Raw genomic sequence first — 22,436 nt, forward strand, 5'->3', positions numbered from 1 at the left:
GGATTCGGGAAGGCTCCATGGCTTTATGGAAAAGAACTGGCCTCCGAAGAAATAATTATAAATTCAATTTAAACATTAAATTCGAATATTAATATTCCGTGTCAAAAAGACACGGAATAAAGTTTATTAAAACCCTTACAAGACATAGTTTCTTTTTTCCGAATAGGTTCATTTAGAAGTCGAACAGGTTTATTTAAAAGTGCAGGTTTATGAATGTTTTTGGAATTGATACTGTTTTTTGGAATCGATGCTAGTAGGACCTACAATTTACCCATTCTCCGAAGGCTTTAAAGTACCAGGTTTTGAGCCATGTCATCTGGGGATCAGGGCCGGATAGTCCGTGTAGCCTTTCACACCGCCCACGTAGAAGGTGGCTACATCCGGCTTGTTCAACGGCGCATTCTGCCTGAAGCGTTCTGGCAGGTCAGGATTGGCCAGGAACGGCACTCCGAAAGCGATCAGGTCGGCTTCTCCCCTAACAATTGCTTCGTTCCCGCTTTGGAGGCCATAGCCGCCGTTCAGTATGAAAGTCCTTTCGAAAATTTTGCGCAGCGTAGGCCCAAGACGTGCTTCTGGTGGTACGAACCCAGACCTACCTCCAATGGGCTCTATTAAATGAAGGTATCCCAGACCGATTTTGTTCAGCTCTCCAGTAAAATAAGAAAAGGTCTCCATGGGATTGGCGTCCGACATAGAATGTGCGATATTGTGAGGAGATATGCGATAGCCGACACGGTCACCGCCCCATACTTCAATAACGGCTTTCGTGACCTCAAGCGGCAGACGTGCTATGTTCTCAAGGCTTCCGCCGTAATTATCGGTTCGCTTGTTGGACCCGCTCCGCAGGAATTGGTCAAGCAGGTAGCCGTTAGCACCATGGATTTCCACACCATCGAAGCCTGCTTTTCTGGCGTTCTCAGCCGCATGTCGAAACTGCTTGACGATGTCTGGTATCTCATCGGTCTCGAGAGCCCTGGGCACCGGAATTGGCTTTTTCCCATTTGGTGTGTGGACAAAGCCTTGAACGGGCAGTGCGGATGGTGCAACCGGTAAATCGCCACCCAGGAGGTCGGTATGGGATATCCGTCCTACGTGCCAGAGCTGGATGAAAATTCTGCCGCCAACCTGGTGGACTGCATCTGTCACTTTCTTCCAGCCGGTGACCTGTTCTTCAGAGTATATGCCCGGTGTATGCATGTAGCCCACTCCCTGAGGGCTAACCTGCGAGCCCTCGGTGATAATCATGCCGGCTGAAGCTCGCTGCACATAATATGTGACCGTCAGTGAAGCCGGGACATCGGCATCTCCTGCGCGGTTGCGGGTCATCGGCGCCATTACCATGCGGTTTGGCAGCGTTAGATCTTCCATTTGATACTGTGAAAAAATATCCTTGTGCCCTGCCATGATATTGTCTCCGTTAAGCCTGGTTGGTTGCTGGTTCGAGATTCTCCGATTTCAAAAGCTGCTCAAACCTCTCTGGATTGAACCCGACAACTACAACATCGCCGATCCTTACAAACGGGAAGCCGATACGGCCGGCTCCAGTCATCATCTCGACCGCAATCTTGTTTTGCTCGTTCTCGTTGGCAAGATCGTAATCGATAAAATCGAATGATATGCCTCTGGTTCGGAAAAATTCCTTTGTTTTCCGGCACACCGGGCATGTGCTTATGGTGTAACATTGATACTTTTGACATACGATCTCCGAATTCCATTATTAATTATGTTTCCTTCAATTTTTTCCGTTTATTTCAGGCAGTTAATACTCAATGAGCACATTGATGTCCCCGATATTCTTGGATACGTTGACCAGTGTCTCCTCTTCGACGCGCCTGAAACTCAGATCAGTAAGCGTGTTGCCGACCTTTACGTTGTTAAATTGCACGTTATCCAGCCATGAAGGCAAATGGGGCTTGTTAATGACAAGCCGGTTATTCAGGGCATCGGGAGCTATGCCCAGGCTGGCAGTAAGCATAAACGGCATTGTCCCGGATGCCCAAGCCTGCGGACTGCAGGCTACAGGATATTTTACAGGGATGCTGTACTCAGAGCGCGTCAGTCCACCGAAGCATTCCGGCAGACGGTAATACTCAAATGTCCTGGCTGCTTCATACATGCCTGTGAACAGTAAGGACATCTCGTTGATGAACCCGTACTTTCTCAAACCCATGGCAATGATCGCGTTTTCATGCGGCCAGACCGTACCGTTGTGGTACCCTAGCGGATTGTACCGCTGCTCTTTCGATGACAGAGTGCGAATGCCCCATTCTGTGAACATATCTTCTTTGAAGATTCTGTTTACCAGGTGTTTTACGTATTTTTGATCAATGACTCCTGTCCACAGGCATTGAGCCGGGTTCGATGATATCACATCGCATAAACCTTCCGCATCGCGTGCCTGGGCGAAAAATTGTCTGTCTTTCATCCAGAACTCACGGTTGAATCTATCTTTCAGTTCCCTGGCTTCCTTCTCAAGTTTGGCTGCTTTACTTTCTCGACCCAGCTTACTGAACAACGGCGCAAGGCGTCTTTTTGCCATATACACGTATCCCTGTACTTCGGCCAAAGCAATCGGTTTTTTCGCCAGCGTGCCATCTGAACGGCTGATCGAGTCAGGTGAGTCCTTCCATCCCTGGTTGTAAATGCCTAATGGGGATTTTACCGCATAGTAGGCAAAGCCATCTCCTTCCATATTGGCGTACACATCGATCCATTTCAGGGCCTGGTCCACGTTGTCTTCCAGCTTCTTGACCAATTGGATGTCTCCTGTCCAGTTCACGTATTCAGCCAAAAGAATCAGGTATAGGGGGGTGGCGTCGACAGTACCGTAATACGGTGTATGAGGTATCAGGTTCAGGTTGGCCAGTTCTCCCTGCCTTAACTCGTGAAGCATTTTACCAGGCTCCTGATCTCTCCAATCATCTAATTTGTTGCTTTGGAATTTTGCGTTTACCAGCAGTGTGCTTTTTGCCAGCTTCGCCTCGAATGGCAATAGCTGGAGTGCTGAGATGATGCTATCCCGCCCGAATAATGTATCATACCAGGGTACCCCTGCCGAATGGAACATGTCTCCTTTTAGGCTCATTCGCATCATGTTCAGGTCGGCAAGCGAGCGCACCATGATGCTGTTGAGAATGTTGTTGCTGGTCGGTATGTTGTCGCAGCATTCGAGAGCCGTGATGTAGGATCTCATGATCTGGTTCATTCTCTGATCGGGGTTTTCCACTGGCCGCTCCGGCTCCTGGCCGGGTTTAATCTCCTCGATTGAGATCTCTACGTTTACAGTCTGTGACCCGTGAGGTTTTATCTTCAGCTCGAAGGTGCATTTTTTCCCTTCTACTTTCGTGGGCAGTGGATCAAATGTAATGATCGTGTTGCGACGATGCTTGTCCTCACCCTCGTAGGATAAGTAAAGGTTTTTACCATCATATCTGGCCGGCAACACTTTCGCAGCGGTTGGTGGGGATATGCCCCTGATTGTGAACATATCCTCAAAATCTGCGTCGAACTCAAAAGTAAGGTTCAATGTCACTTGAAATGTGTTGAAGTTCTGAATAGTGTGACAATGTCGGACGCAGCCCGGTATAACTGTTGTCAGGGTGCCAAGAAGCGTTTCTTTAGAGATAGTGGTACCTGTGCAGTCCTTTAACTCCGGGTTGGTGACAATAAGCGTCGACCTGAAACCTCTCTCGTCGCTGGATAGAACCTGCGTTGGAGGTATGTCCATAAGCCGTATGAGAAAACCACTCAGGTACCTGCAATCATGATAATAGAGGCCATACCCGTAATTTTCTGTAATGGGTATTTCGCCATTCTCTTGCATTACGAACGTCAGCTCATTGTCACGTATAACCAGCTCGTTGATAATGCTGTTGGAAAGGGTATGCTTCTTGTATATATCCCAAGCTTCGCGAATTCCCTCTCGTTCAGAAGGCTCTTGCATAAAAATTCCTTACAATCCAGAGTTCAATTTTATAAGAGTTAAGTTTATACAGTAAGTTTATACAGTGACTTTGTACAGTTGCTACAGATATCGGATGGTTACTTTCCCGGATAATCGGAAGCACATCTTGCCCGTAGCCCTCGATGAACTTGTACTGGTTACTGTTTTTCTCAGCGTTTAGCATCGTCCCCCATTTTGCGACGCTTACAATTTTACCTTGAATCACTAAATACGAGCTCCGGGCAGAATTTATATGATAATTATTGTGGCATTTTTATTTAAATATTAGTAGCTTGCCTGATATTGTCGGGTATTTAAATCACCAAATCACATTCGGAAAAGTAAAAAATGAGATTTTGCAAAGGCAGCAATATTAAATCTGTAATGTACAGTACTATTTGGTACTGTGTGTATTTACAAACGGTTCCTACAAACGGTTCCAGTACCAGAATCACTGATAATTATCCTACTATAGCTGATTTTTTATTCAAAGATGGTTTGAACCAGAGCTTAGTAAGGATCAAAAAGGTATTAATTTTCCAGTAGAGCAATTAACTTTCAACGAGGATGATATTCTTTTATTTCTTGCATATTCATTATGATTTTATCATCATAAACCGCTTCTGATCACGAAAAATTTTTAGGGTCCGGTTAAAAAATAATCCATTGGTCATTGGTTAAGGAAAAATCATTATCAATTGCATTGATTTTCATAAAATTTGTTAAATTATTCATCAAATGCAAAACTGGAATCTGATATCGATTTCAATTTAAACACTAAACATTTGGGTTTGAGTTTTTCCGTCGAAATCGAGATCAGCAGCTCAAAATCCTTAACCGAATACAAATGAAAAATAATCAGATTTCTGTTTTGCCATTTGCCTCACTATCAGTCATTTTCAACAAGGGATTTTTTTTACTCCATTCCGACATCGCCCCAAGAACAGGAAGGAGTGCCTTCCCGCGTTCTGTCAATGAATATTCTACCCTTGGTGGAACTTCCGCATAGACTTTTCTTTCAATGATCGCATGTTCCTCAAGTTTTCTAAGATGCGTTGTTATCGTTTTAGCGTTGATTCCATTCATTCTTTTTTGCAGTTCTGTATATCGGAGAGTATTTTCCCATAAGTGCGAGATTATAATGAGATTCCATTTACTTCCAAATACTTCAACATACTCATCTACGTTGCATTTCGACTCTTTTTCAGATTTCATGTAAAATTCTCCATTACATACTTATTGGGTATATTGTTACAAAAGTTACTCTAATTAATATATTAATGTATAAGTAAAATATTAACATATAGGTAAAATGAATTCAAAAAGGTAATTTATGACTATAAATGTTGATTCTGATCTCTGTTCACAATGCGGTGTATGCTCTAAGGTTTGCCCAATGGGTATTATCGATCCCGCAGATGAAGTACAGCTTCCCAGAGTACATGAGGGGATGGACGCAGTTTGTTTTTCCTGTGGGCACTGTGAAGCATTCTGTCCATCAGGAGCGCTTACGTTTACTGATATGGGAAGTAAAGCTCATGAAAGTGTGATCTCAAAAGGAGCGATCTCTCCAGAAAATCTTGGCCTTTTCCTCAAAAGCCGTCGTTCGATTCGGACATATAAACCCATAGAAGTACCTCACGCAACTATTGAGTCGATCTTAGATATTGTCAGATACGCCCCCTCAGGTGGAAATTCTCAATTGGTTGAATGGCTTGTTATTCATGATCCCCGTGTTGTGCGAGAGATTGCTGAACAAACTATTGATTGGGAGAGAGAAGTAGCTAAGAGCAGTCTCCCCATGGCTTCCATGGCTTCAGCGATGGTTGCGGCCTGGGACAAAGGAAATGATGTGATCTGTCGAGGGGCTCCGCATATAATTCTCGCCCTTATGGATGAGGACAAAGTGATGTCAATGGGCGATGTAATTATGGGCGATCCAATTATTGCATTGACCTACTTCGAAATTGCAGCACAAGCCTTTGGCATAGGAACATGTTGGGCCGGAGTTCTCCTAATAGCATCTCAGAACCGGTCTTCTATCCTTGAATATCTGAATCTACCTGAGGGACGGAGAATTGTAAATGCCATGCTCTTTGGATATCCTCAGTACGCACCTCAATTTATTCCCAGGAGGAATCCCCCTCACGTTACATGGAGATGATTTAATATATGTTCAGAGAAATTGGAAGCGTTAGAAATGAAGCTGATGAGACATCACAGATTCTTGCACTTTTCAGAGACAGCATCAGCGGGATATTACTAAATGAATCTGAGTCCGTTTCTGCATACTTCAAACCAGAATACTCCCATTACCTGGTGGTACATACTCCTCTAAACTTTAAGTGTTCTGAAAATAGAACAGAGCGGAGTCTGCGGTTTTACAGAGATGTGGGAGTTTCGGTTGTGGAACTTTTTACAATAAAAGCTGGGGCAGCTTACGTGAAAGGTTTGATGGCAGCTAATGGATCAAAAATCTATGCAATCCTTCCCTTTACATCAACAGATGCAGAAAAAGCAGAAAAAGCAAGCTTCCCCGAAGATCAGATATCTCGCGTAAGAGCAAGAGTGCTTCCTGCTGTGCTTCGAGGAATAAAAGGGGAAACGATTCTGGATATAGGCAGCGGGTTTGGAACACTCACTCTTGAAGTTGCAAAAAATAATCCTGATTCAAAGGTCTACGGTATCGATATTCACGATTCTCATACCGCTCAGGCACGAATGAATGCAGAGATCCTTGGTGTACGGAACCTGGAGTTTAAGACAGACAGTGTATATTCACTTCCTTTTGAAAGTAATTTTATGGATTCCGTTACCTGTTTTTACATGCTTCATCATATTGAAGATTTAAAACTAGCCCTTATGGAAATCAAGAGAGTATTGAAAAAAGATGGGATATTAACCGTAGTAGAACCTCTGGAACATCAATATCACAACGGACCTCACCTCTCTGAAATCGAATGGAAAGAGCTTTTTGAAAAAGTAGGCTTTTATGTGGAAACTCAAAGCTATGAAGGAGCAGTAGCTATGAAAGCCAAAAAGTAGGGATATTATTTTGGAGGTAGTTCAAACATTTAGGCTCGATGAAATTTGAAAAGAGGCCGGAAGGTTGGAATGAGATCTATGTTATATTGTTTGATTCTAATTTCTTCATTAATTGAATATGTCCTCAAATAAATTGATACAGTAAGAAGGGAATACTTTGGTCAAACAAATGCCAAAGTTGTTCGGCAAAAATTAAAAACATCAAGTGCGAGAGGAGTATTTTTGCAACACAACTACACACAACTATAATCAGCGTTGCATGAAACAATCTTAACATTCTATTTTAAAACTTAGTAAATATTATATATGTCCAATTCTATTACTTATGGTGATAATTATAGAGAATATAAGTTTATCAAATGCTTTTAAGTATCCTTTTAAAAAACCAAAAAGACTTCTATATGCACTACTATTGCTGATCCCAATTTTTGGATGGCTTATACTCTTTGGTTATCTTGTAAGATTAATTAATGAATTTATTGAGGGTAGATATGAAGGGCCAATTAAACTCAATATTATGGATGATATGAGTCTTGGATTCACTATCTTCTTGAAGTCTCTTCCCTTCATAATTGTATATGTTATCCTTATTTCTGCTGTAAACTATGTCAGTGAAACCTTTGGAATTCTCCTCAATTTGCTACTTTCTGTCTTTGTAATTCCAATTCTGCAAGTTAACTTCTATAGGAAACAGACCATTAAATCTTACTTTGAGTTTAATGTCCTGAACATTGTTAAGAACAACCTCGGAAGTTATGTTGCAGTAATCCTGAAGCAGTATGCACTTACGATTATCTTTTTAATTCTCTCAATTGTACTTATAGGCATACCAGCTATGCTTTTTACAGATACAATTTTCGTTGCAAATTTCTATGGGAAATATACTGAAGCAAAAAACATTTTTGTCTCAAAACCAGAATATGAAGATCAAGTGCCAGTCTAAATATGGAGATTCTCGACTGGGCAGTATTTCAAACGTTTAACAAAGAGCTGAAATTCAATGTATTAAAGAGGACTTCGATAAACCCAGCTTTTTGGCTAGTTGCTTATAAAGGGTATATAAGTAATATGTTGAAATCAGAGGTTTATCGAAGTCCTCTAAATTCTGTAAATTCTAATAGAATTATGCAGTTGAACTGAAAAATGAAACAGCATCAAACCGGCAACTGTCTAAAACGTAGCTATAATCTACAGTCTTTTCGGTAATTAATTTTGTTCTTCAAGTGCATAAGTCCTGAATCTTAAAATTTTATTTTAAGACTTAGTAAATATTATATACATGTCAGTTCTAGTAACTATGGTGATTATTATAGAGAATGTAAGTTTTTCAGATGCCTTTAGGTATCCTTTTAAAAAACCAAAAAGACTTCTATATGCATTATTTTTGCTAATCCCAATTTTTGGATGGCTTATACTCTTTGGTTATCTTGCAAGATTGGTTAATGAATTTATTGAGGGTAGATATGAAGGGCCCATTAAACTCAATATTATGGATGATATGAGTCTTGGATTCACTATCTTCTTGAAGTCTCTTCCTTTCATAATTGTATATGTTATCCTAATTTCTGCTGTAAGCTATGTCAGTGAAACCTTTGGAATTCTCCTCAATTTGTTACTTTCTTTCTTTATAATTCCAATTCTTCAGGTTAACTTCTATAGGAAACAGACCATTGAGTCTTACTTTGAGTTTGATATACTGAACATTGTTAAGGACAACCTCGGAAGTTATGTTGTGGTAATCTTGAAACAGTATGCACTTGCGATTATCTTTTTGGTTCTCTCAGTTGTACTTATAGGCATACCGGCTTTGTTTTTTACAGGCACAATTTTCATTGCAAATTTTTATGGAAAATGTACTGAAGCAAAAAATATTTTTGTCTCAAAACCAGAATATGAAGATCAGGTGCCAGTCTAAAGATAGAGATCCTTGGTTAGGCAGTATTTCAAACGTTTAACAAAGAGCTGAAAGGCATTATATCAATATTGTATAAATATATAAATTGTATAAATTGTATAAATTGAGCCGATCCCAAAACTCAAAATTTGCTTCTTTGGATCTTGTATTTTAAGTGACCAATCGAGCTTCTGGTTATAAAAGCAATCTTGAACAGTAACATATGAGACTAAAACTGGGTTTCGGGATGAGCTCATTGTATAAATTCTAATAGGACTTACACAGTTGAACTGAAAAACCAACAGCATCAAACTGTTAACTGTCCAAAACGTAACTATTATCTACAGTCTTTTCGGTAATTGATTTTGTTCCTCAAGTGCGTAAGTCCTATTATTATAATTTGTCAATCTTTTGCAGACTACACAATGCTTTATGCAGAAAACTATTTGTACCATAAAATCTAATTGACTGACTGTCAATCTATAAGATTGGCAGCCAATCAATCTATCAAAATGGATGTTAACAATGGTAAGGATAGTTAAAAACCCTGAGGAGAGAAGAACGGAACTGATTGAAACAGCTGAAAGCCTTTTTTTCCAAAAAGGATATGAATATACTGCAGTCAGTGACATAGTCAAAAAGATCAATGTTGGTCAGGGAACGTTTTATCACTACTTTAAGTCCAAGGAAGATATTCTTGAAGCAGTAGCGGAGAAAATTGTAGCTCCTATTGCTGAAGATGTAAGAAATATCGCAAAAGGCAACGAAGACTCAGCTACGAAAGTTAACTCCATACTAAACAGTATTTTAAAGGCTGGCAACTCTGAAACAGGTTTCATGAAACTCATGCACCAGAAGGGCAACTATTTGCTTCATGATAAACTTGAGGAAGCTCTCAAAGCTAAAATATCGCCCATTATAGCTGAGGTGATATCAAAAGGCATGGATGAAGGTTTTTTCAATATGAGCTATCCCAAAGAGTCCTTCATACTTCTTCTGTCCTCAACGCTATATCTTTCCCATCATTTCACCTGGGATCATGAAGCTCGTGAGAGAATGTGTGCCGCTTTGGAGGAAATTACTGCAAGGGTTCTTGGGGTAAAAGATTACCGGTTCCACCTGGAGATTTAATCTGGCTCCAGCAAATTTTTTTGTGAACTGAAACGGATTGACTATCAATCAAATAATGGTACGGTAAACTCAATAATAAATTTTAATGGGAAATAAGGGAGGAAGCATAATATGGCAAATTGTTCGACCGATGTATGTTCATATAAAAGAGCCTGGGCACTGGATACACGGATTCGCAATTATATACACGATCCTTACAAAATCTTCGGTGACTATATCAAAGAAGGACAGACCGCTCTGGATCTGGGCTGCGGACCAGGGTTTTTTTCCCTGGCGATGGCGGAGATGGTCGGTGAAAAGGGAAGAGTTATTTCTGTGGATATTCAGGAAGAGATGCTTCAAATGTTAAGGGATAAAAGCGAGCGTGCAGGACTTAAATCTCGTATTATCCCACATAAGTCCCAACCTGATAAAATAGGTATATCGGAGATGGTGGATTTTGCTCTTGCTTTCTATATGGTTCACGAAGTTCCGGATAAAAAGAATTTTTTGAGTGAAGTTGTTTCATACCTCAAGCCTGATGGAAAGTTATTGATAGTCGAACCGAAATTCCATGTTTCAAAACCTGACTTTGACAGTACTTTGAAGGTTGCTCAATCTGCTGGACTAAAACAGATTTCCGAACCCAAGGTTCTCTTCAGTAGAGCAGCGCTCTTAATTAAGGCGTAGAGATTTTGCCTTACAATTACGAGATTTATATTAAAATTGGGAAGGCGTTTGCGATGGAGTTGAAGGACACAATCAGAAAAATATTCGACCTGAACTTCTTATTGAGTGTGGTTATCCCGATCATTATCTTTTATGCCCTGAGTCATTTTAATATGGTTCTGCTGGGAACTATTCTGGCAGGTAGCTGGGCTCTGGCTGCAATCGTTTTTCAGTATACCGGAAGTCGCAAAGTTAACGTATTTGCGATAATAGTAGCCTTATCAGCAATTTGCTCTGCCATTGGATTATTTGGGACGATAGTTTTTCATAGTCCGACTTTTTATCTGGAATCTCCAATACTTACGGATCTGGTGTTCGGATGTATATTTTTTGGTTCTTTGTTCATAGGGAAACCTTTGATTCAGGTCTTTGCGGAATATGAAATGAAGGATTCTTTTTCACAAAAACTGCGCATGCACCCGAAGTATGTTTCTGCATGGAGAATATTGACGACCGGATGGGGTTTGATGTGTATGTCCCAGGCACTGTTGAGATTGGCACTGCTACATACTGCGTCTCCGGCGGTTTATTATTCAATAAGTTCAGTTTATGGAAGCGTTAGCACTCCACTCTTTTTGCTGTTTACTTTCTGGTTTCCTAAATGGTACTGGAGAGATCTCACAAAAGGAACCCATGCACATGAGTACAGAATAGTGCACAATAAACTTACAGTAAAATGATATTTTTCAGGTTGATTACACCTTTTTCTGGTTAATTACACTTTCTTCTGGTTAATTATACCTTTTTCAGGTTAATTACACCTTTTTGAAACTAATGAAAAACTTGAAAATATATTCATTAACAGAAAGTTCGAATATTAGCTTATGCAGTCAGAATCAAAATATTACTTTAACCAAAGAATTATCTTAACCAAAATATTACTTTAACCAAAGCATTACTTTAACTAAAATATTACTTTAACCAAAATATTACTTTAAAATAATATGCAAATCGGAGGAATAACACATGAAAGTTCTTGCAATAAACTCCAGTCCCAGGATGGACAAAGGAAATACTGCCTTGATACTGAACCCTTTTCTTGAAGGGATGGAAAAGGCCGGAGCAGAGGTAGAATTATTCTATACGAGGAAATTAAACATCAATCCCTGTACAGGCGAGTTCAACTGCTGGCTGAAAACACCAGGAAAATGTTACCACGACGACGATATGAAAATAATACTTCCGAAGTTCGTTGAGGCCGACGTTATAGTAATTGCTTCTCCTGTTTATGTATTTGGAATCACGGGCCCTATGAAGAATCTATTTGATCGGATAATTCCCAGGGTACACCCCTTCATAGAGTTGCGCGACGGACACAGTCACCATCCTTCAAGGGAAAAACCCAAAATTTGCAAGTATGTACTCGTCTCCAACTGCGGTTTCTGGGAAAAGGATAATTTTGATCCTCTTATTTCATATATGGAAACTTATTGCAAGAACACAGGCTCTGAATTTGCAGGAGCACTTTTACGTCCACATGGTGAAGCAATGTCTGGTATGCTAAAAATGGATATACCCATAGGTGATATATTTGAAGCAGCTAAAGAGGCAGGGCGTCAGCTTGTAGAGAATCAAAAAATGTCACAGGAAACCCTTAATGTCGTGAGCCGTGAACTCCTTCCAAGGGAAATGTATATTCAGTATGCAAATCAGAGCTTTCAGCAGGCTCTGGAAGAACTGAAAAAGTAAATGGTTGTTTTCTGTTGGTCTCCGGATTTAGAGTTTATCTGAAAAACGTTGTGACCAACTAAAATTTTACAATTGGCCACACACAACTACTTTTACCCAACTTCCTTATACCTTAACCCAACTTCCTCACACCTTAACCTGACTTCCTTATACTTTAATAATATTTTAACCTAATCTCCTATAAAACTCGTACTCAATCCTCATACAAACAATAGTAACAGGCATATTATCTTCTATTATTATCTTCTATTAAATGAACAGTTTTATACATGAACAGTTTTTTTGCTTCTATGGAGGTAAGGGAAAAATCCGAACGTCAAGGACTACTCATTGTAGTGTGCAGGTTTCGGATAAATTTTCAGGACTGATTTCAATGCAAAAGACCTTCAGAAAATTTAATGGCAAAATCTACATGCTCGACGAATTTAGCTACTCCGGTATTTGTAAATCAGATGCAGAAAAGCGCAAATCTATGTGGAAGAAGAATGGGCTTGGAGCCAGGTGCATAAAAAAGACAAACGGCAAATATGTAGTTTATCGGGAATATCACGGTGACCCTAATGAATTAGATGACTCATCACTGTTTCCTGTAGACTGAAATTCCTCTTTTCAGCTACCTCTTGCCATGTCTGCGACATCAATAAACAGAAATAAAGACAGGGAAATCAGTCTCACCAGATACTTAGAGTGTAATTTAATTCGATTTCATCAAGTTTCTTGGCAGGTAGACCAACATTCTCGAACATTTCTCTGAATACTGTTCTGTACTCCTCTTCAGGAATTTCTTTTCCGGCGCTGCCTGTGGGCATCATAATGAGCCTATTCCAAAACCTTGAATTTTGAATAATCACTCTAATTTTTAATATGAAAATAGTATGATAAATTTGGGAATGAAATTGATTTTGGGATCGGCTCATCTTATAAATTCTTGTAAATATTTTAAAATTAAAAAGAGCTTGAACTTTGTACGAATGACTTGGAAAAGAGAGACAGCGTCGAATTTAGTTCACTCATCAATTTCTTTATTCCGGCTTCGAGTAGTCTCAACTGGAATTTACACTGACTGCAGGAACGTAGTCACCATTTATTCAAAAAGAATTATGAAATCACTTAAAATTTATAGGTCTTTCTTTATATATCCCAACTGGATTTTGTACACTGCCGAAAATGTTATATTTTCACAACTCATTCTAAATGAGCTCAGGAGGGTTAAGAAACTATATCGGATTAGGAGATTGAGTAGATGAGAGTATCTTTTGAAGAAGCAAACGGGAATGTAATATTCAGGATTTCGGAGTTCCATCCAAAATACGAAGAAATCTTACAAATGTGCTATTATGAAAATGATAGCAAGGGATACATTAAAACCTATCCGAAAGATGCTAAATATTTAGATAAGATAAAAAAGCGATATTTTGATAATGCAAAGTTGATGTTTGATCAGCTTGGTTATTTTGCTCCTGTTCCATGGGAAGAAGCATTAAAAGAATTTTGCCAAAGAACTCAAGGGACAAAAATTAATTGGTGGTTAACCGGAAGTTGTGCTGCGTGTGTTCGCGGCATAAAAATGAATCCTCATGATGTAGACATTATGACTGATTCCAGGAGCATTGAAGAAATTACTGACGTTTTCTCAGATTGTTTAATTGAACCCATTGTTGATACAAACGGATGGTTAACTAAGGATTTCGGGGTAATTTTTCTGCATGCAAGAATAGATATTGCATCTGACCCACAGGATATCCTGGACATTCCTGAGCCAGTAGATTGTGGTCCGTATGCAAAACAGAACCTTGAGACCATAGAGTGGAACGGATACGAGATAAAGGTGCCACCTCTGGAACTGCAAATAAACGTAAACAAAAGAAGGAAACGGATGGACAGAGTAAAACTCATAGAAGACTTCATGAACAAATAAATATGCATCTTTGGGCAAAAAACTATTCAGGAGATAAAGGTACTCATAGCTATATGCCTATGGAAAACCGTATTAGTGAACTTATGAAGCATACTATCATGAAGCATACTATCTATGAAGCATGCTAACGGTTGTTTGTACTGCCTATAATATTCTATCTTTGCTATAGTGGATCTGCTTGTTTCAAAGCTCATCCCAAAACTTATTTTATTCCTACATTGATCAAGTTTTAAAATTATTTTCATTATCTTTGACTCAATTGACAATTTCAAATCCAAGATCTAAAGAGCTGATTTTAAGGTTTGGGGTAAACTCAATTATAAATATTGATTACTGTATAATAAGATCTTGAATGAAAATTTTGAACGTCATCAAGGTCGGATATAGTTCAAAAACTCCATAAAGTCGAATATGGTTCAAAAATGCCATAAAGTCGGATATGGTTCAAAAGATCATAGTGCCACTATTTAAAGTTCATAGTTATAAAATCAGGAGTGATATTTACGACTCTTCAAGAAGAATTAAAAAAAATTGCCTTAGCTAACGGAGTTTATTATTTCGGTGTATCAGATTTATCAAACGAAAGGGAGTTTATTGTCGAACAAGGTGGAGATGAATTGGTTTCATATCCATATGCAATTTCACTTGGCATAAAACTAATTCATCCGATTGTAGATAAACTGCCGTTTAGAAATGAAAGATCAGTAGCATTGAACTACCAGCTCCATGCTTATGATGTAATAAATCAAAGACTTGACCTGATTGCTTCAATTCTAAGCAGTTACATCCAGGAACGTGGGCATAGAGTATTACCTATTCCTGCAGCTGAAAGAATTAATGATGAAAAAATCTGTGCTCAGTTTTCTCATAAGTTAGGAGCACATTTGGCAGGACTGGGTTGGATCGGAAAGAGTTGTCTTTTAATTACACCGGAAAACGGACCACGGGTTAGATGGACAACAGTATTGACAGATGCACCTCTCACCCCAACAGGGAACAAATTGGATGAAAGGTGTGGCACATGTAACGAATGTGTAAAGATTTGTCCGGTTCAAGCTTTTACCGGGAGAAATTTTGATGAAACTGAAATAAGAGAGTTAAGATATGACGCAAAGAAATGTCAGGAGTATTTTAATGAAATGAAAAATAATGGGCAAGCACCTGTGTGCGGGTTATGTTTATATGTTTGTCCATACGGTAGAAAAAATAGATGATAAAACTGTTAAGAATGATAAGGAATACTATGAAGGATGGAAATAACTAAAAAAGATCAGCAGCTGCCTGTCCTGAGCCGATCTTTCAGATATCACCCTAAAGTACCTTATTCATATCATTCAAAAGCTTCCCTCAACGCCCGCATGCTGCAGAGCAGCAGATATCGGACGGGCACTGGCAAAAAAGAAGCAAAAGCTAAGAAGCAAAAGCTAAGAAGCAAAAGATCAGCGATGAGTATTTTCACTCCTACCAATTTTTATAATCTTTTATAATTTTTATACAGAATCATTATAAAACCTATAAAAAATGATGTGTAAAAGTGTTTGTGAAGAAAAAACAAGATTAAATCCTAACTTCGTAAATGATGTTCCCACCTTCAAGATAAGATTATACGGCATTAAGACTAAATGATATTTATGGGATCAACAGCAGATATCGAGAAGAGACTTGTCGAACTCGATAGGGAAATTCACTCTATTCTCAACATGGTTAGAAAAAAAGATGGAAGAAGCTCAAAGGAACTTGTAGAATCAGCCTGTGGAGCCTGGGGTTACGATGTAGATAGCGAAGAGTTTGTTGACCAGTTGCGGAAATCTTCACGTCTGGACTGGATAGAATGAAGTTTTTTGTAGACACATCAATTTTTGTTGATTGTCTTCGAAAGGAGGTCATCCCGTCCTCCAGAAGCTTTCTAGAACGAATGGGAGACGAATATTCAGGCTACACCTCATCAATAACCGCTGCTGAACTGAGTGTCGGTGCTCATCTTTCAAAATCCCAGGATGCCCTTGAAAAAACATTTGAACTACTCAATATTGTTGAAGTAATAGATCTTGATTCGAGAATAGCAATAGATGCAGGAAAAATTTATGCTGATCTCATCAGAAGGGGAAAGAGAATTGAATTAAATGACTGCCTGATTGCAGCAACAGCTCTGTCTCTGGGAATAAATAGAATAGTAACCAGAAATAAAAAGCATTTCTTTCGAATAGAACATATTGAAGCAATAACTCCGGAAGAAACTTTAATTTGATCTTGAATTCAATCAATTGAAAACTTAATTACAAGACTTTTTACTGTTTTCTGTTCTTATATTTTCTTTTGAGTTCATGCGACTCAGTACCAAAATCTAGTGATGGATGTAAAATTCAAAATCACTAGATTTTGTAAATGGTCACCATCCGTGTAATACAACTTAATGATTCAAGTCTTTAGATAGCGAATATTGATTTTGATAAAAACTGGATTCTTCTTGCTAATTCAGATTTTCTATCAAAAATGCAAAAATCACTGGATTTTGGAACAGAGTCAGTTCATGCTATACAATAAAATATATAGGTTTATAAGGTAAAATCAATGCTTTTTAGCTTTAGCCTTGATTTTGAGAGCATTCTTATCTAGAAACAGGGAAAAAGCACAGAACTTTTATCAAAATCTATATAGAGTGAAAATCAGAATGTTACTTTTTCTCCTGGGTAAATTGGTTTAGTTCTTCACTATTTTTTGTCTCTAAATAATAAAATGCTTCATATAACAGCTACCGATTCTCTTTTTCTTTTTTTCTGCCAGCAACCACCAGATATCTGCTGCTTCGCAGCATGTAGGCGTTGAGAAAGTTTTCAGATGAGTCGATTAAAAAACTTGACAACTTAAACTTCGTCATAATTAACGTAAATCCCTTAAAAACTGAAAAATGGATAAGAGATACTTATTTTGTCAAACTATTTTGTTGAAACCTTATTTGCAACTACGAAAAGTAATGAGGGGCAGGGAAAAAGTCAATCGAATTTTTATAACCACAGAAAGCATGGAAAGACGTGGAAATATCTTCCCCTTTCCCTATCTCTACGTTTTCCGCATTTTCCGCGTTTTCCGCGCTTTCCGTGGTTAAGCACTCGGTTATTCCACTACGGCAATGCGATTCATAGGTCCTGGAGCCACCGGAGAGAAAGCTGTTAAGTAATTGACGAGAGCATCTCTAACCAGAGGACCTTCTGTCCTATTGACCCCTTCCTTCAGAACAAAGAGATTATAGCTTCCATCAGCCATGCGGTTGTTAACTGTTACGCGGTAAAGGTCGTTCGGACTGATAGAAGTGCCGTTTATCTTTATGCCGGAGATATTGATCATATTACCTGGGGAAGCGCTTTCGTTCCAGGCATAACTAAAGCCCTTTGAGACCTGCAGTATGCGTGGAGTTGGGTTGTCGATCTGTTGCTCCAGTAAAGTGTCTATCTGAGTGCCGTTCAAGGTCATTGTGACCAGGCTGATTTCAGAGGGCTGGACGCTGAAGGCCTCGCCATAGGTGACCTGGCCTGGCAGTTCGCTGGCACTTTGTTGATTATATATCAGATCAGCGCGAATGCCTCCCGGGTTCGCGAAAGCTACAACAGCACCGCCGTCTTCCGGGTCGGAAGTTGCATGGAGTTGGGCATCGGCTATGACATCGCCCAGAGCGGATTCGCCTGAATCACTCATTACCGCTGTAATATCGCTTGTAATGTTACCTATCACCTGGTTAGCAAGGGCCGCAACCAGATCTTTGTATTCCGTAATAAGCTCGGATACTTCGGGATCTTCAGGAACATCTCTGGATACTATAATATTTCTTGACTTTTCTTTGACCACATCATGAGTCTTTTTGCTTATTACCAGATCAATATCCGTAAGCAGAGTACTTGCCGAACCTGCCTGGGTCACTATGCGGCCGTCGATATTGGCATTGTAGGCCTGATGGGTGTGGCCGGTGATGAAGACGTCTACTTCATCGTTTGTGGCGTTGACAACGTCCAGAATGGGGCCGCTCATATTCAGGCTTTCGTTATATAGCCCGTCCTGGTAGCCGCCGTCGTGTATGATCACAACTATGGTTTTTACGCCCATATGCTTCAGCTTTTTGGCATATTTGTTAATAGTCTCAGCTTCATCCAGGAACCTGAGTCCCTTCACTTTGGAAGGAGTCAGTATGGACGGCGTATCTTCCAGAGCCACTCCAATGAACCCTATGGGTACACCCTGGACACAGGCGATTTTGTAGGCAGGGAATATTGTGGCATTAGTGCTCTCATTTACTATGTTAGCAGCCAGATACTGGAACTCTGCCCCTTCAAAGGATGAGTTATCCAGGCAGCCATCCGTCGGATGGCACCCACCGTTTTGAATGCGCATGAGCTCGTTTAACCCGTTATCCAGTTCGTGATTGCCCACTGCCGAAAAGTTGACTCCTATCATGTTGAGAGCCTTTATTGTCGGTTCGTCGTGGAATCGGGATGAAATAATCGGACTTGCACCTATATTGTCTCCTGCCGAGACCACGAATGTATTAGGGTTCTCAGATCTGAGTTTCTTTATATGAGTAGCCAGGTATTCCGAACCCCCGGCATTAACACGTATGGGAGCGCCTGTCTCGTTATAGCCTATAACCATCTCACTGACTGGAGGCTCAAGCTGGCCATGGAGGTCATTAATAGCCAGGATCTGGACTTCTATCGTACACTTATCAGGTTTTGAAGCCCCCAGACTGCTCAGCAAAGCAATAGAGACAAACATCACCAGGAATAGAAGGGCGAAATATCTGCTAACTTTATTTATTGCAGAATTGCGATTTTTTAACAATATACATCCCTCTTTAAACGCTCGATAAGAGCATCTAAAAAGCTCGAAACCATTCCTTTAAGAAATCGCCAAGTGTAGGTTTAAGAAGTTCCCCAAAATCTCTAGTAAGAATGGAATTAAACTTTCAGAGCTCAAAATAATTGATTTTCAATTTTTGTTTCATGTTAATTTAGTGCCTTAATCTGACCCAAACTTAAGCTGTTTTTTTCGATCTACTTTTCATCGGCATGAATACTATATAAATATTATTACAAAGCCTGTTTCCAAACAATCATAAATAATTATTTCGGAAAATTCCAGTGTTGATAAACTCTACTCTTCGTGGTACTGTGCAATTTTTGGAGAACAAGAATTCTTTCCAGCTAAGGGCGAAGGACTCAGTACTAAAATCTAGTGATGAATGTAAAATTCAAAATCACTAGATTTTGTAAATGGTCACAATCCTTGTAATACAACTTAGGTATTGAAGTCTTTAGATATCGAATATTGATTTTGATGAAAACTGGATTCTTCTTGCTAATTCAGATTTTCAATCAAAAAATGCAAAAATCACTGGATTTTGGAACAGAGTCGGGCGAAGTTTAGCATTATTATATTTTTAAAATAGATATTCAATTAGGTGAGAAAATTTGGAAATAATTCATAATCAAAGGACAAAATAAGACTCGAAATAAGAACTCTTTCCTTTTTGTTAATAGTCTGTGAGCTTACTTGCGGCAGTTGGGTCATATATATTTCTTCCGTGCAAATCTTCGAATAAACAAAGATGAAAAAATGACTTCATGTTCAAATAAGTAAGAAAATTGCGTAATGTAACACCTGCACGGAAAACTTATAAAGAATCCGCAACGAGGATTTTGTAAAGTTCAAATGTAGTTTCCAGACCCCCAAATTTCATAAGATAATCTCTAAGAGGCATTATCTAGTTAGCTTTGCGTGTTTTAAGCTTGCGTTATTCTGCCTCCTAAGGAAAATAGGTTCTCAGGAATGACGTAGATGATCAGGAAAAAAATTGGAATAAGAGTAATGCTTTTGGCAGTGATTCTGGTTGCTGTTGCATTGGTACCGACTGTTAGTGCTCAAAATGAGACTAATTATTCTGTAACTAAAGAAGTAGCTTTTGAACATGCAAATGCGCAAATAATAAATTTTATTGCAGACGATACCGAGTTTGAAGGATGGAAAGGAGCATCTATCGATCCCAAGCCATTGGAACTTTATGATCCAAACGGGCAGAAACTGTATTATCAATTTTCCGTATATAAAAATAACAGCCTGATAGGTAGAGTCGACGTAGGGGCTAATAAAACTCTGGGGCAGTCAATTCAAGTTATTGAACTAACTCCGGTTCTGTATAATACAACTGAAGCAATGAAGAAATCAATTGAAACTGCTAGAAATGAATATCCAGATGGCGAAATAAAATCAACTGAAATAGTTGTATATAGTTACCCAAGTATTGGAGCGATGACTGTAATAAAAGACAGAGTTTCAGGAAATGAGCATCGGATATTTGTAGATGCATATACTCTTGAAGTGATACCTGATAGACCTGCAACTGAAACAGAGACTGGAATTTGGTCGGTTTTTGACCGGAGATTAAAGAATGGGGTGGAAGAGAATTTAAAAAGCTGGCAGGCAAGCGATCAGTTTACTAAATCCATAGAACAAGAAGTGGCTAGTAAAGGAATTTATATTAGTGTGCCAGTGACATTGGATAATTACCTGAATTATGACATAACTAATGTAAATTATGATTACTATTCTTACTTTTTTGGACTTTACTCACTGGGGAATACAGTAATTAGCAAATATGGCAAACTTCCGGTACTGGAAACTGAAGAACAGAAAGAAAACTGGAACTCTACTCTTGAAGAACTCAGTAACAGGATAAAAGACACAGTTGCCTCAAAGTACATGTATCCTCATGGAGAAGTAATGTCATGCGGGGTTAATTCCAGAGGATACTTTGTAATTTTATTCAAGTATGGTAATGTTGATGGACCTTTGATGAATGAGATATACGCTCTAATAAACGATTCTGCAAAAGAGATGGGCGTCCAGGATATCCCAGTCGAGTTTGGTTACGGAACTTATTGGGAGAAAATTTACCTGGAAGGCATTAACCGCTGGTACTGGTCTGGAGAAAATACGGAGAATCTGTCCGAATCGGATATCAATACTCTTGAAGGCGATATGGAGCACAGACCTACCATGCCCTTGAATAAAACAATTGCAGCCTATGGAAAAATTCCTTTGTTAAAAGACCCGAATGAGATATACTTATGGCAGGGAAAGCTGTATACGATTACCGATCGAATCCAGGAAAAAATCACGCCATATGTGGAAAAGGGTCAGATAATAACTTATGAGGCAAGAATAAGATTGGAAATAGTAATTAACGATACTTTATCTTCCGAAGAGAAGGATACTATAATTAGAGAGGTTTACCCGGTCATTGACGAAGAAGCAAGAAAACAAAATATTACCAATGTTCCGATTGTTTTTACAACATCTGAAGAAGACTCCATGAAAGAACCTAACAATTCAAACAATAGTGATTCTGAATCTGATACTGAGGATAAACCAAGCAAAAATAACTCTACTCCAGGTTTTAGATTATTGGGAAGCTTAACCTGCCTTTATGGAGGATGGAAACTCAGGAAAAAATGATAGGAAAAATGATACAGGGTTGAACTCATCTTCAAACGTGGAACTTGAACTCATGCTCGAGTTTATAAAGTGTTCATCCTTCGTAGACTACACAGTGCCTAAAAATTCAGATATCTACCCGAAAGTACCTTATTCAAATTATTTAAAAACTTTCTCAACGCCCGCATGCTGCTTCGCAGCAGATATCGGGCGGTTGGTGGCAAAAAGAAGAAAAGGAGAATCGACAGCTGCCATAAAAATTGTTATAGTTAGCACATTGTTAGCAGTATTATATGAGAGCCGATCTGGACTAGAGCCAGCTATCGAATCTGAACTATTTAATCCTGCTTTCAACTAAATTAGCTATTTGTAAAAGGTTTATAGAAATACCCGAATGGGGGATAGGGTATTCTTCTTTAGTATATACTTTTAATGCCTCTTCAAATGCTTCAATAGTTTTTCCTAGATATTCTGAACTATCTGTCTCTTCGAATAAAGTATAATATAAATGCCCAATATTGTTTTGAGTATTTGCATATTTTATTGGATATTTTTCAAGCGTTCTAATTTTTGATGGTCAATTTGTATCTAATTGATATTATATATTTGAAAATCGTATATTTATA

The 22,436-nt window shown here is 39.0% G+C and carries 22 protein-coding genes; 15 read left to right on the top strand and 7 right to left on the bottom strand.

Going from position 1 to position 22,436, the window contains the following annotated elements; all coding sequences use genetic code 11:
- Nucleotides 1-312: 312 nt before the first annotated feature.
- From ASJ81_RS19335 to ASJ81_RS19355, 5 genes are all read right to left on the bottom strand, one after another.
- Nucleotides 313-1,404 carry an alkene reductase gene (locus ASJ81_RS19335; protein ID WP_095645785.1) on the bottom strand — a complete coding sequence of 364 codons (1,092 nt, stop codon included), beginning with the start codon at nucleotides 1,402-1,404 and terminating at the stop codon, nucleotides 313-315.
- 13 nt (nucleotides 1,405-1,417) lie between these two features.
- Nucleotides 1,418-1,702, bottom strand: a complete 285-nt coding sequence (locus ASJ81_RS19340) for a glutaredoxin family protein (RefSeq protein ID WP_095645786.1) — start codon at nucleotides 1,700-1,702, stop codon at nucleotides 1,418-1,420.
- 57 nt (nucleotides 1,703-1,759) lie between these two features.
- Nucleotides 1,760-3,943 (bottom strand): amylo-alpha-1,6-glucosidase, encoded by a 2,184-nt coding sequence (locus ASJ81_RS19345; RefSeq protein WP_095645787.1) that lies wholly within the window; start codon nucleotides 3,941-3,943, stop codon nucleotides 1,760-1,762.
- A complete protein-coding gene (locus tag ASJ81_RS19350) occupies nucleotides 3,927-4,169 on the bottom strand; it encodes a hypothetical protein (RefSeq protein ID WP_141241814.1) in 243 nt (80 codons plus the stop codon). The genes ASJ81_RS19345 and ASJ81_RS19350 overlap by 17 nt, the downstream gene beginning before the upstream one ends.
- Before the next feature lie 632 nt (nucleotides 4,170-4,801).
- On the bottom strand, nucleotides 4,802-5,158 hold the full coding sequence (locus tag ASJ81_RS19355) for a winged helix-turn-helix transcriptional regulator (protein WP_095645789.1): 357 nt from the start codon (nucleotides 5,156-5,158) through the stop codon (nucleotides 4,802-4,804).
- A 118-nt stretch (nucleotides 5,159-5,276) separates the two neighbouring features.
- Here ASJ81_RS19355 and ASJ81_RS19360 point away from each other — a divergent pair, with 118 nt between their 5' ends.
- From ASJ81_RS19360 to ASJ81_RS19405, 9 genes are all read left to right on the top strand, one after another.
- A complete protein-coding gene (locus tag ASJ81_RS19360; protein ID WP_095645790.1) occupies nucleotides 5,277-6,107 on the top strand; it encodes a nitroreductase family protein in 831 nt (276 codons plus the stop codon).
- An 8-nt stretch (nucleotides 6,108-6,115) separates the two neighbouring features.
- On the top strand, nucleotides 6,116-6,988 hold the full coding sequence (locus ASJ81_RS19365; RefSeq protein WP_095645791.1) for a class I SAM-dependent methyltransferase: 873 nt from the start codon (nucleotides 6,116-6,118) through the stop codon (nucleotides 6,986-6,988).
- Between the two features lie 325 nt (nucleotides 6,989-7,313).
- Nucleotides 7,314-7,931: a DUF4013 domain-containing protein gene (locus ASJ81_RS19370; RefSeq protein ID WP_141241815.1), complete on the top strand. Its 618-nt coding sequence runs from the start codon at nucleotides 7,314-7,316 to the stop codon at nucleotides 7,929-7,931.
- Between the two features lie 354 nt (nucleotides 7,932-8,285).
- The gene (locus tag ASJ81_RS19380; protein WP_141241818.1) at nucleotides 8,286-8,903 is read left to right on the top strand and encodes a DUF4013 domain-containing protein; all 618 of its coding nucleotides are present in this window, start codon (nucleotides 8,286-8,288) and stop codon (nucleotides 8,901-8,903) included.
- Nucleotides 8,904-9,407: 504 nt separating this feature from the next.
- Nucleotides 9,408-10,013, top strand: coding sequence for a TetR/AcrR family transcriptional regulator (locus ASJ81_RS19385; protein ID WP_170943410.1), 606 nt, complete (start codon nucleotides 9,408-9,410; stop codon nucleotides 10,011-10,013).
- Between the two features lie 111 nt (nucleotides 10,014-10,124).
- On the top strand, nucleotides 10,125-10,682 hold the full coding sequence (locus ASJ81_RS19390; protein WP_095645794.1) for a class I SAM-dependent methyltransferase: 558 nt from the start codon (nucleotides 10,125-10,127) through the stop codon (nucleotides 10,680-10,682).
- 53 nt (nucleotides 10,683-10,735) lie between these two features.
- On the top strand, nucleotides 10,736-11,401 hold the full coding sequence (locus ASJ81_RS19395; RefSeq protein ID WP_141241816.1) for a VC0807 family protein: 666 nt from the start codon (nucleotides 10,736-10,738) through the stop codon (nucleotides 11,399-11,401).
- A 286-nt stretch (nucleotides 11,402-11,687) separates the two neighbouring features.
- Nucleotides 11,688-12,410 carry a flavodoxin family protein gene (locus ASJ81_RS19400; protein WP_095645796.1) on the top strand — a complete coding sequence of 241 codons (723 nt, stop codon included), beginning with the start codon at nucleotides 11,688-11,690 and terminating at the stop codon, nucleotides 12,408-12,410.
- A 373-nt stretch (nucleotides 12,411-12,783) separates the two neighbouring features.
- Nucleotides 12,784-13,008, top strand: a complete 225-nt coding sequence (locus tag ASJ81_RS19405; protein WP_095645804.1) for a hypothetical protein — start codon at nucleotides 12,784-12,786, stop codon at nucleotides 13,006-13,008.
- Between the two features lie 73 nt (nucleotides 13,009-13,081).
- Here ASJ81_RS19405 and ASJ81_RS19410 read toward each other — a convergent pair whose 3' ends face one another.
- Nucleotides 13,082-13,222, bottom strand: coding sequence for a hypothetical protein (locus tag ASJ81_RS19410; protein ID WP_170943409.1), 141 nt, complete (start codon nucleotides 13,220-13,222; stop codon nucleotides 13,082-13,084).
- 431 nt (nucleotides 13,223-13,653) lie between these two features.
- Between ASJ81_RS19410 and ASJ81_RS19415 the strand changes: the two genes are divergently transcribed.
- The 4 genes from ASJ81_RS19415 (at nucleotide 13,654) to ASJ81_RS19435 (ending at nucleotide 16,576) form a co-directional block, all read left to right on the top strand.
- Complete coding sequence (locus ASJ81_RS19415) at nucleotides 13,654-14,328, top strand: nucleotidyltransferase domain-containing protein (protein ID WP_245860337.1); 675 nt, start codon at nucleotides 13,654-13,656, stop codon at nucleotides 14,326-14,328.
- A gap of 494 nt (nucleotides 14,329-14,822) precedes the next feature.
- Nucleotides 14,823-15,542 (top strand): 4Fe-4S double cluster binding domain-containing protein, encoded by a 720-nt coding sequence (locus ASJ81_RS19420; protein ID WP_095645798.1) that lies wholly within the window; start codon nucleotides 14,823-14,825, stop codon nucleotides 15,540-15,542.
- A 417-nt stretch (nucleotides 15,543-15,959) separates the two neighbouring features.
- Nucleotides 15,960-16,163, top strand: a complete 204-nt coding sequence (locus ASJ81_RS19430; protein WP_095645800.1) for a hypothetical protein — start codon at nucleotides 15,960-15,962, stop codon at nucleotides 16,161-16,163.
- Nucleotides 16,160-16,576, top strand: a complete 417-nt coding sequence (locus tag ASJ81_RS19435) for a type II toxin-antitoxin system VapC family toxin (protein ID WP_095645801.1) — start codon at nucleotides 16,160-16,162, stop codon at nucleotides 16,574-16,576. Before ASJ81_RS19430 ends, ASJ81_RS19435 begins: the two co-directional genes overlap by 4 nt.
- An 866-nt stretch (nucleotides 16,577-17,442) precedes the next feature.
- Here the strand turns inward: ASJ81_RS19435 and ASJ81_RS19440 are convergent.
- Nucleotides 17,443-19,158: a bifunctional metallophosphatase/5'-nucleotidase gene (locus ASJ81_RS19440; RefSeq protein WP_095645802.1), complete on the bottom strand. Its 1,716-nt coding sequence runs from the start codon at nucleotides 19,156-19,158 to the stop codon at nucleotides 17,443-17,445.
- A 996-nt stretch (nucleotides 19,159-20,154) separates the two neighbouring features.
- On the opposite strand from ASJ81_RS19440, the gene ASJ81_RS24015 reads away from it, so the two are divergent.
- The gene (locus tag ASJ81_RS24015) at nucleotides 20,155-21,831 is read left to right on the top strand and encodes a hypothetical protein (protein ID WP_245860338.1); all 1,677 of its coding nucleotides are present in this window, start codon (nucleotides 20,155-20,157) and stop codon (nucleotides 21,829-21,831) included.
- Complete coding sequence (locus ASJ81_RS19450; RefSeq protein ID WP_095645803.1) at nucleotides 21,803-22,168, top strand: hypothetical protein; 366 nt, start codon at nucleotides 21,803-21,805, stop codon at nucleotides 22,166-22,168. The genes ASJ81_RS24015 and ASJ81_RS19450 overlap by 29 nt, the downstream gene beginning before the upstream one ends.
- Nucleotides 22,169-22,436 lie beyond the last annotated feature (268 nt).

The sequence above is a fragment of the Methanosarcina spelaei genome (assembly GCF_002287235.1).
In the GTDB taxonomy this organism is placed as follows: domain Archaea; phylum Halobacteriota; class Methanosarcinia; order Methanosarcinales; family Methanosarcinaceae; genus Methanosarcina; species Methanosarcina spelaei.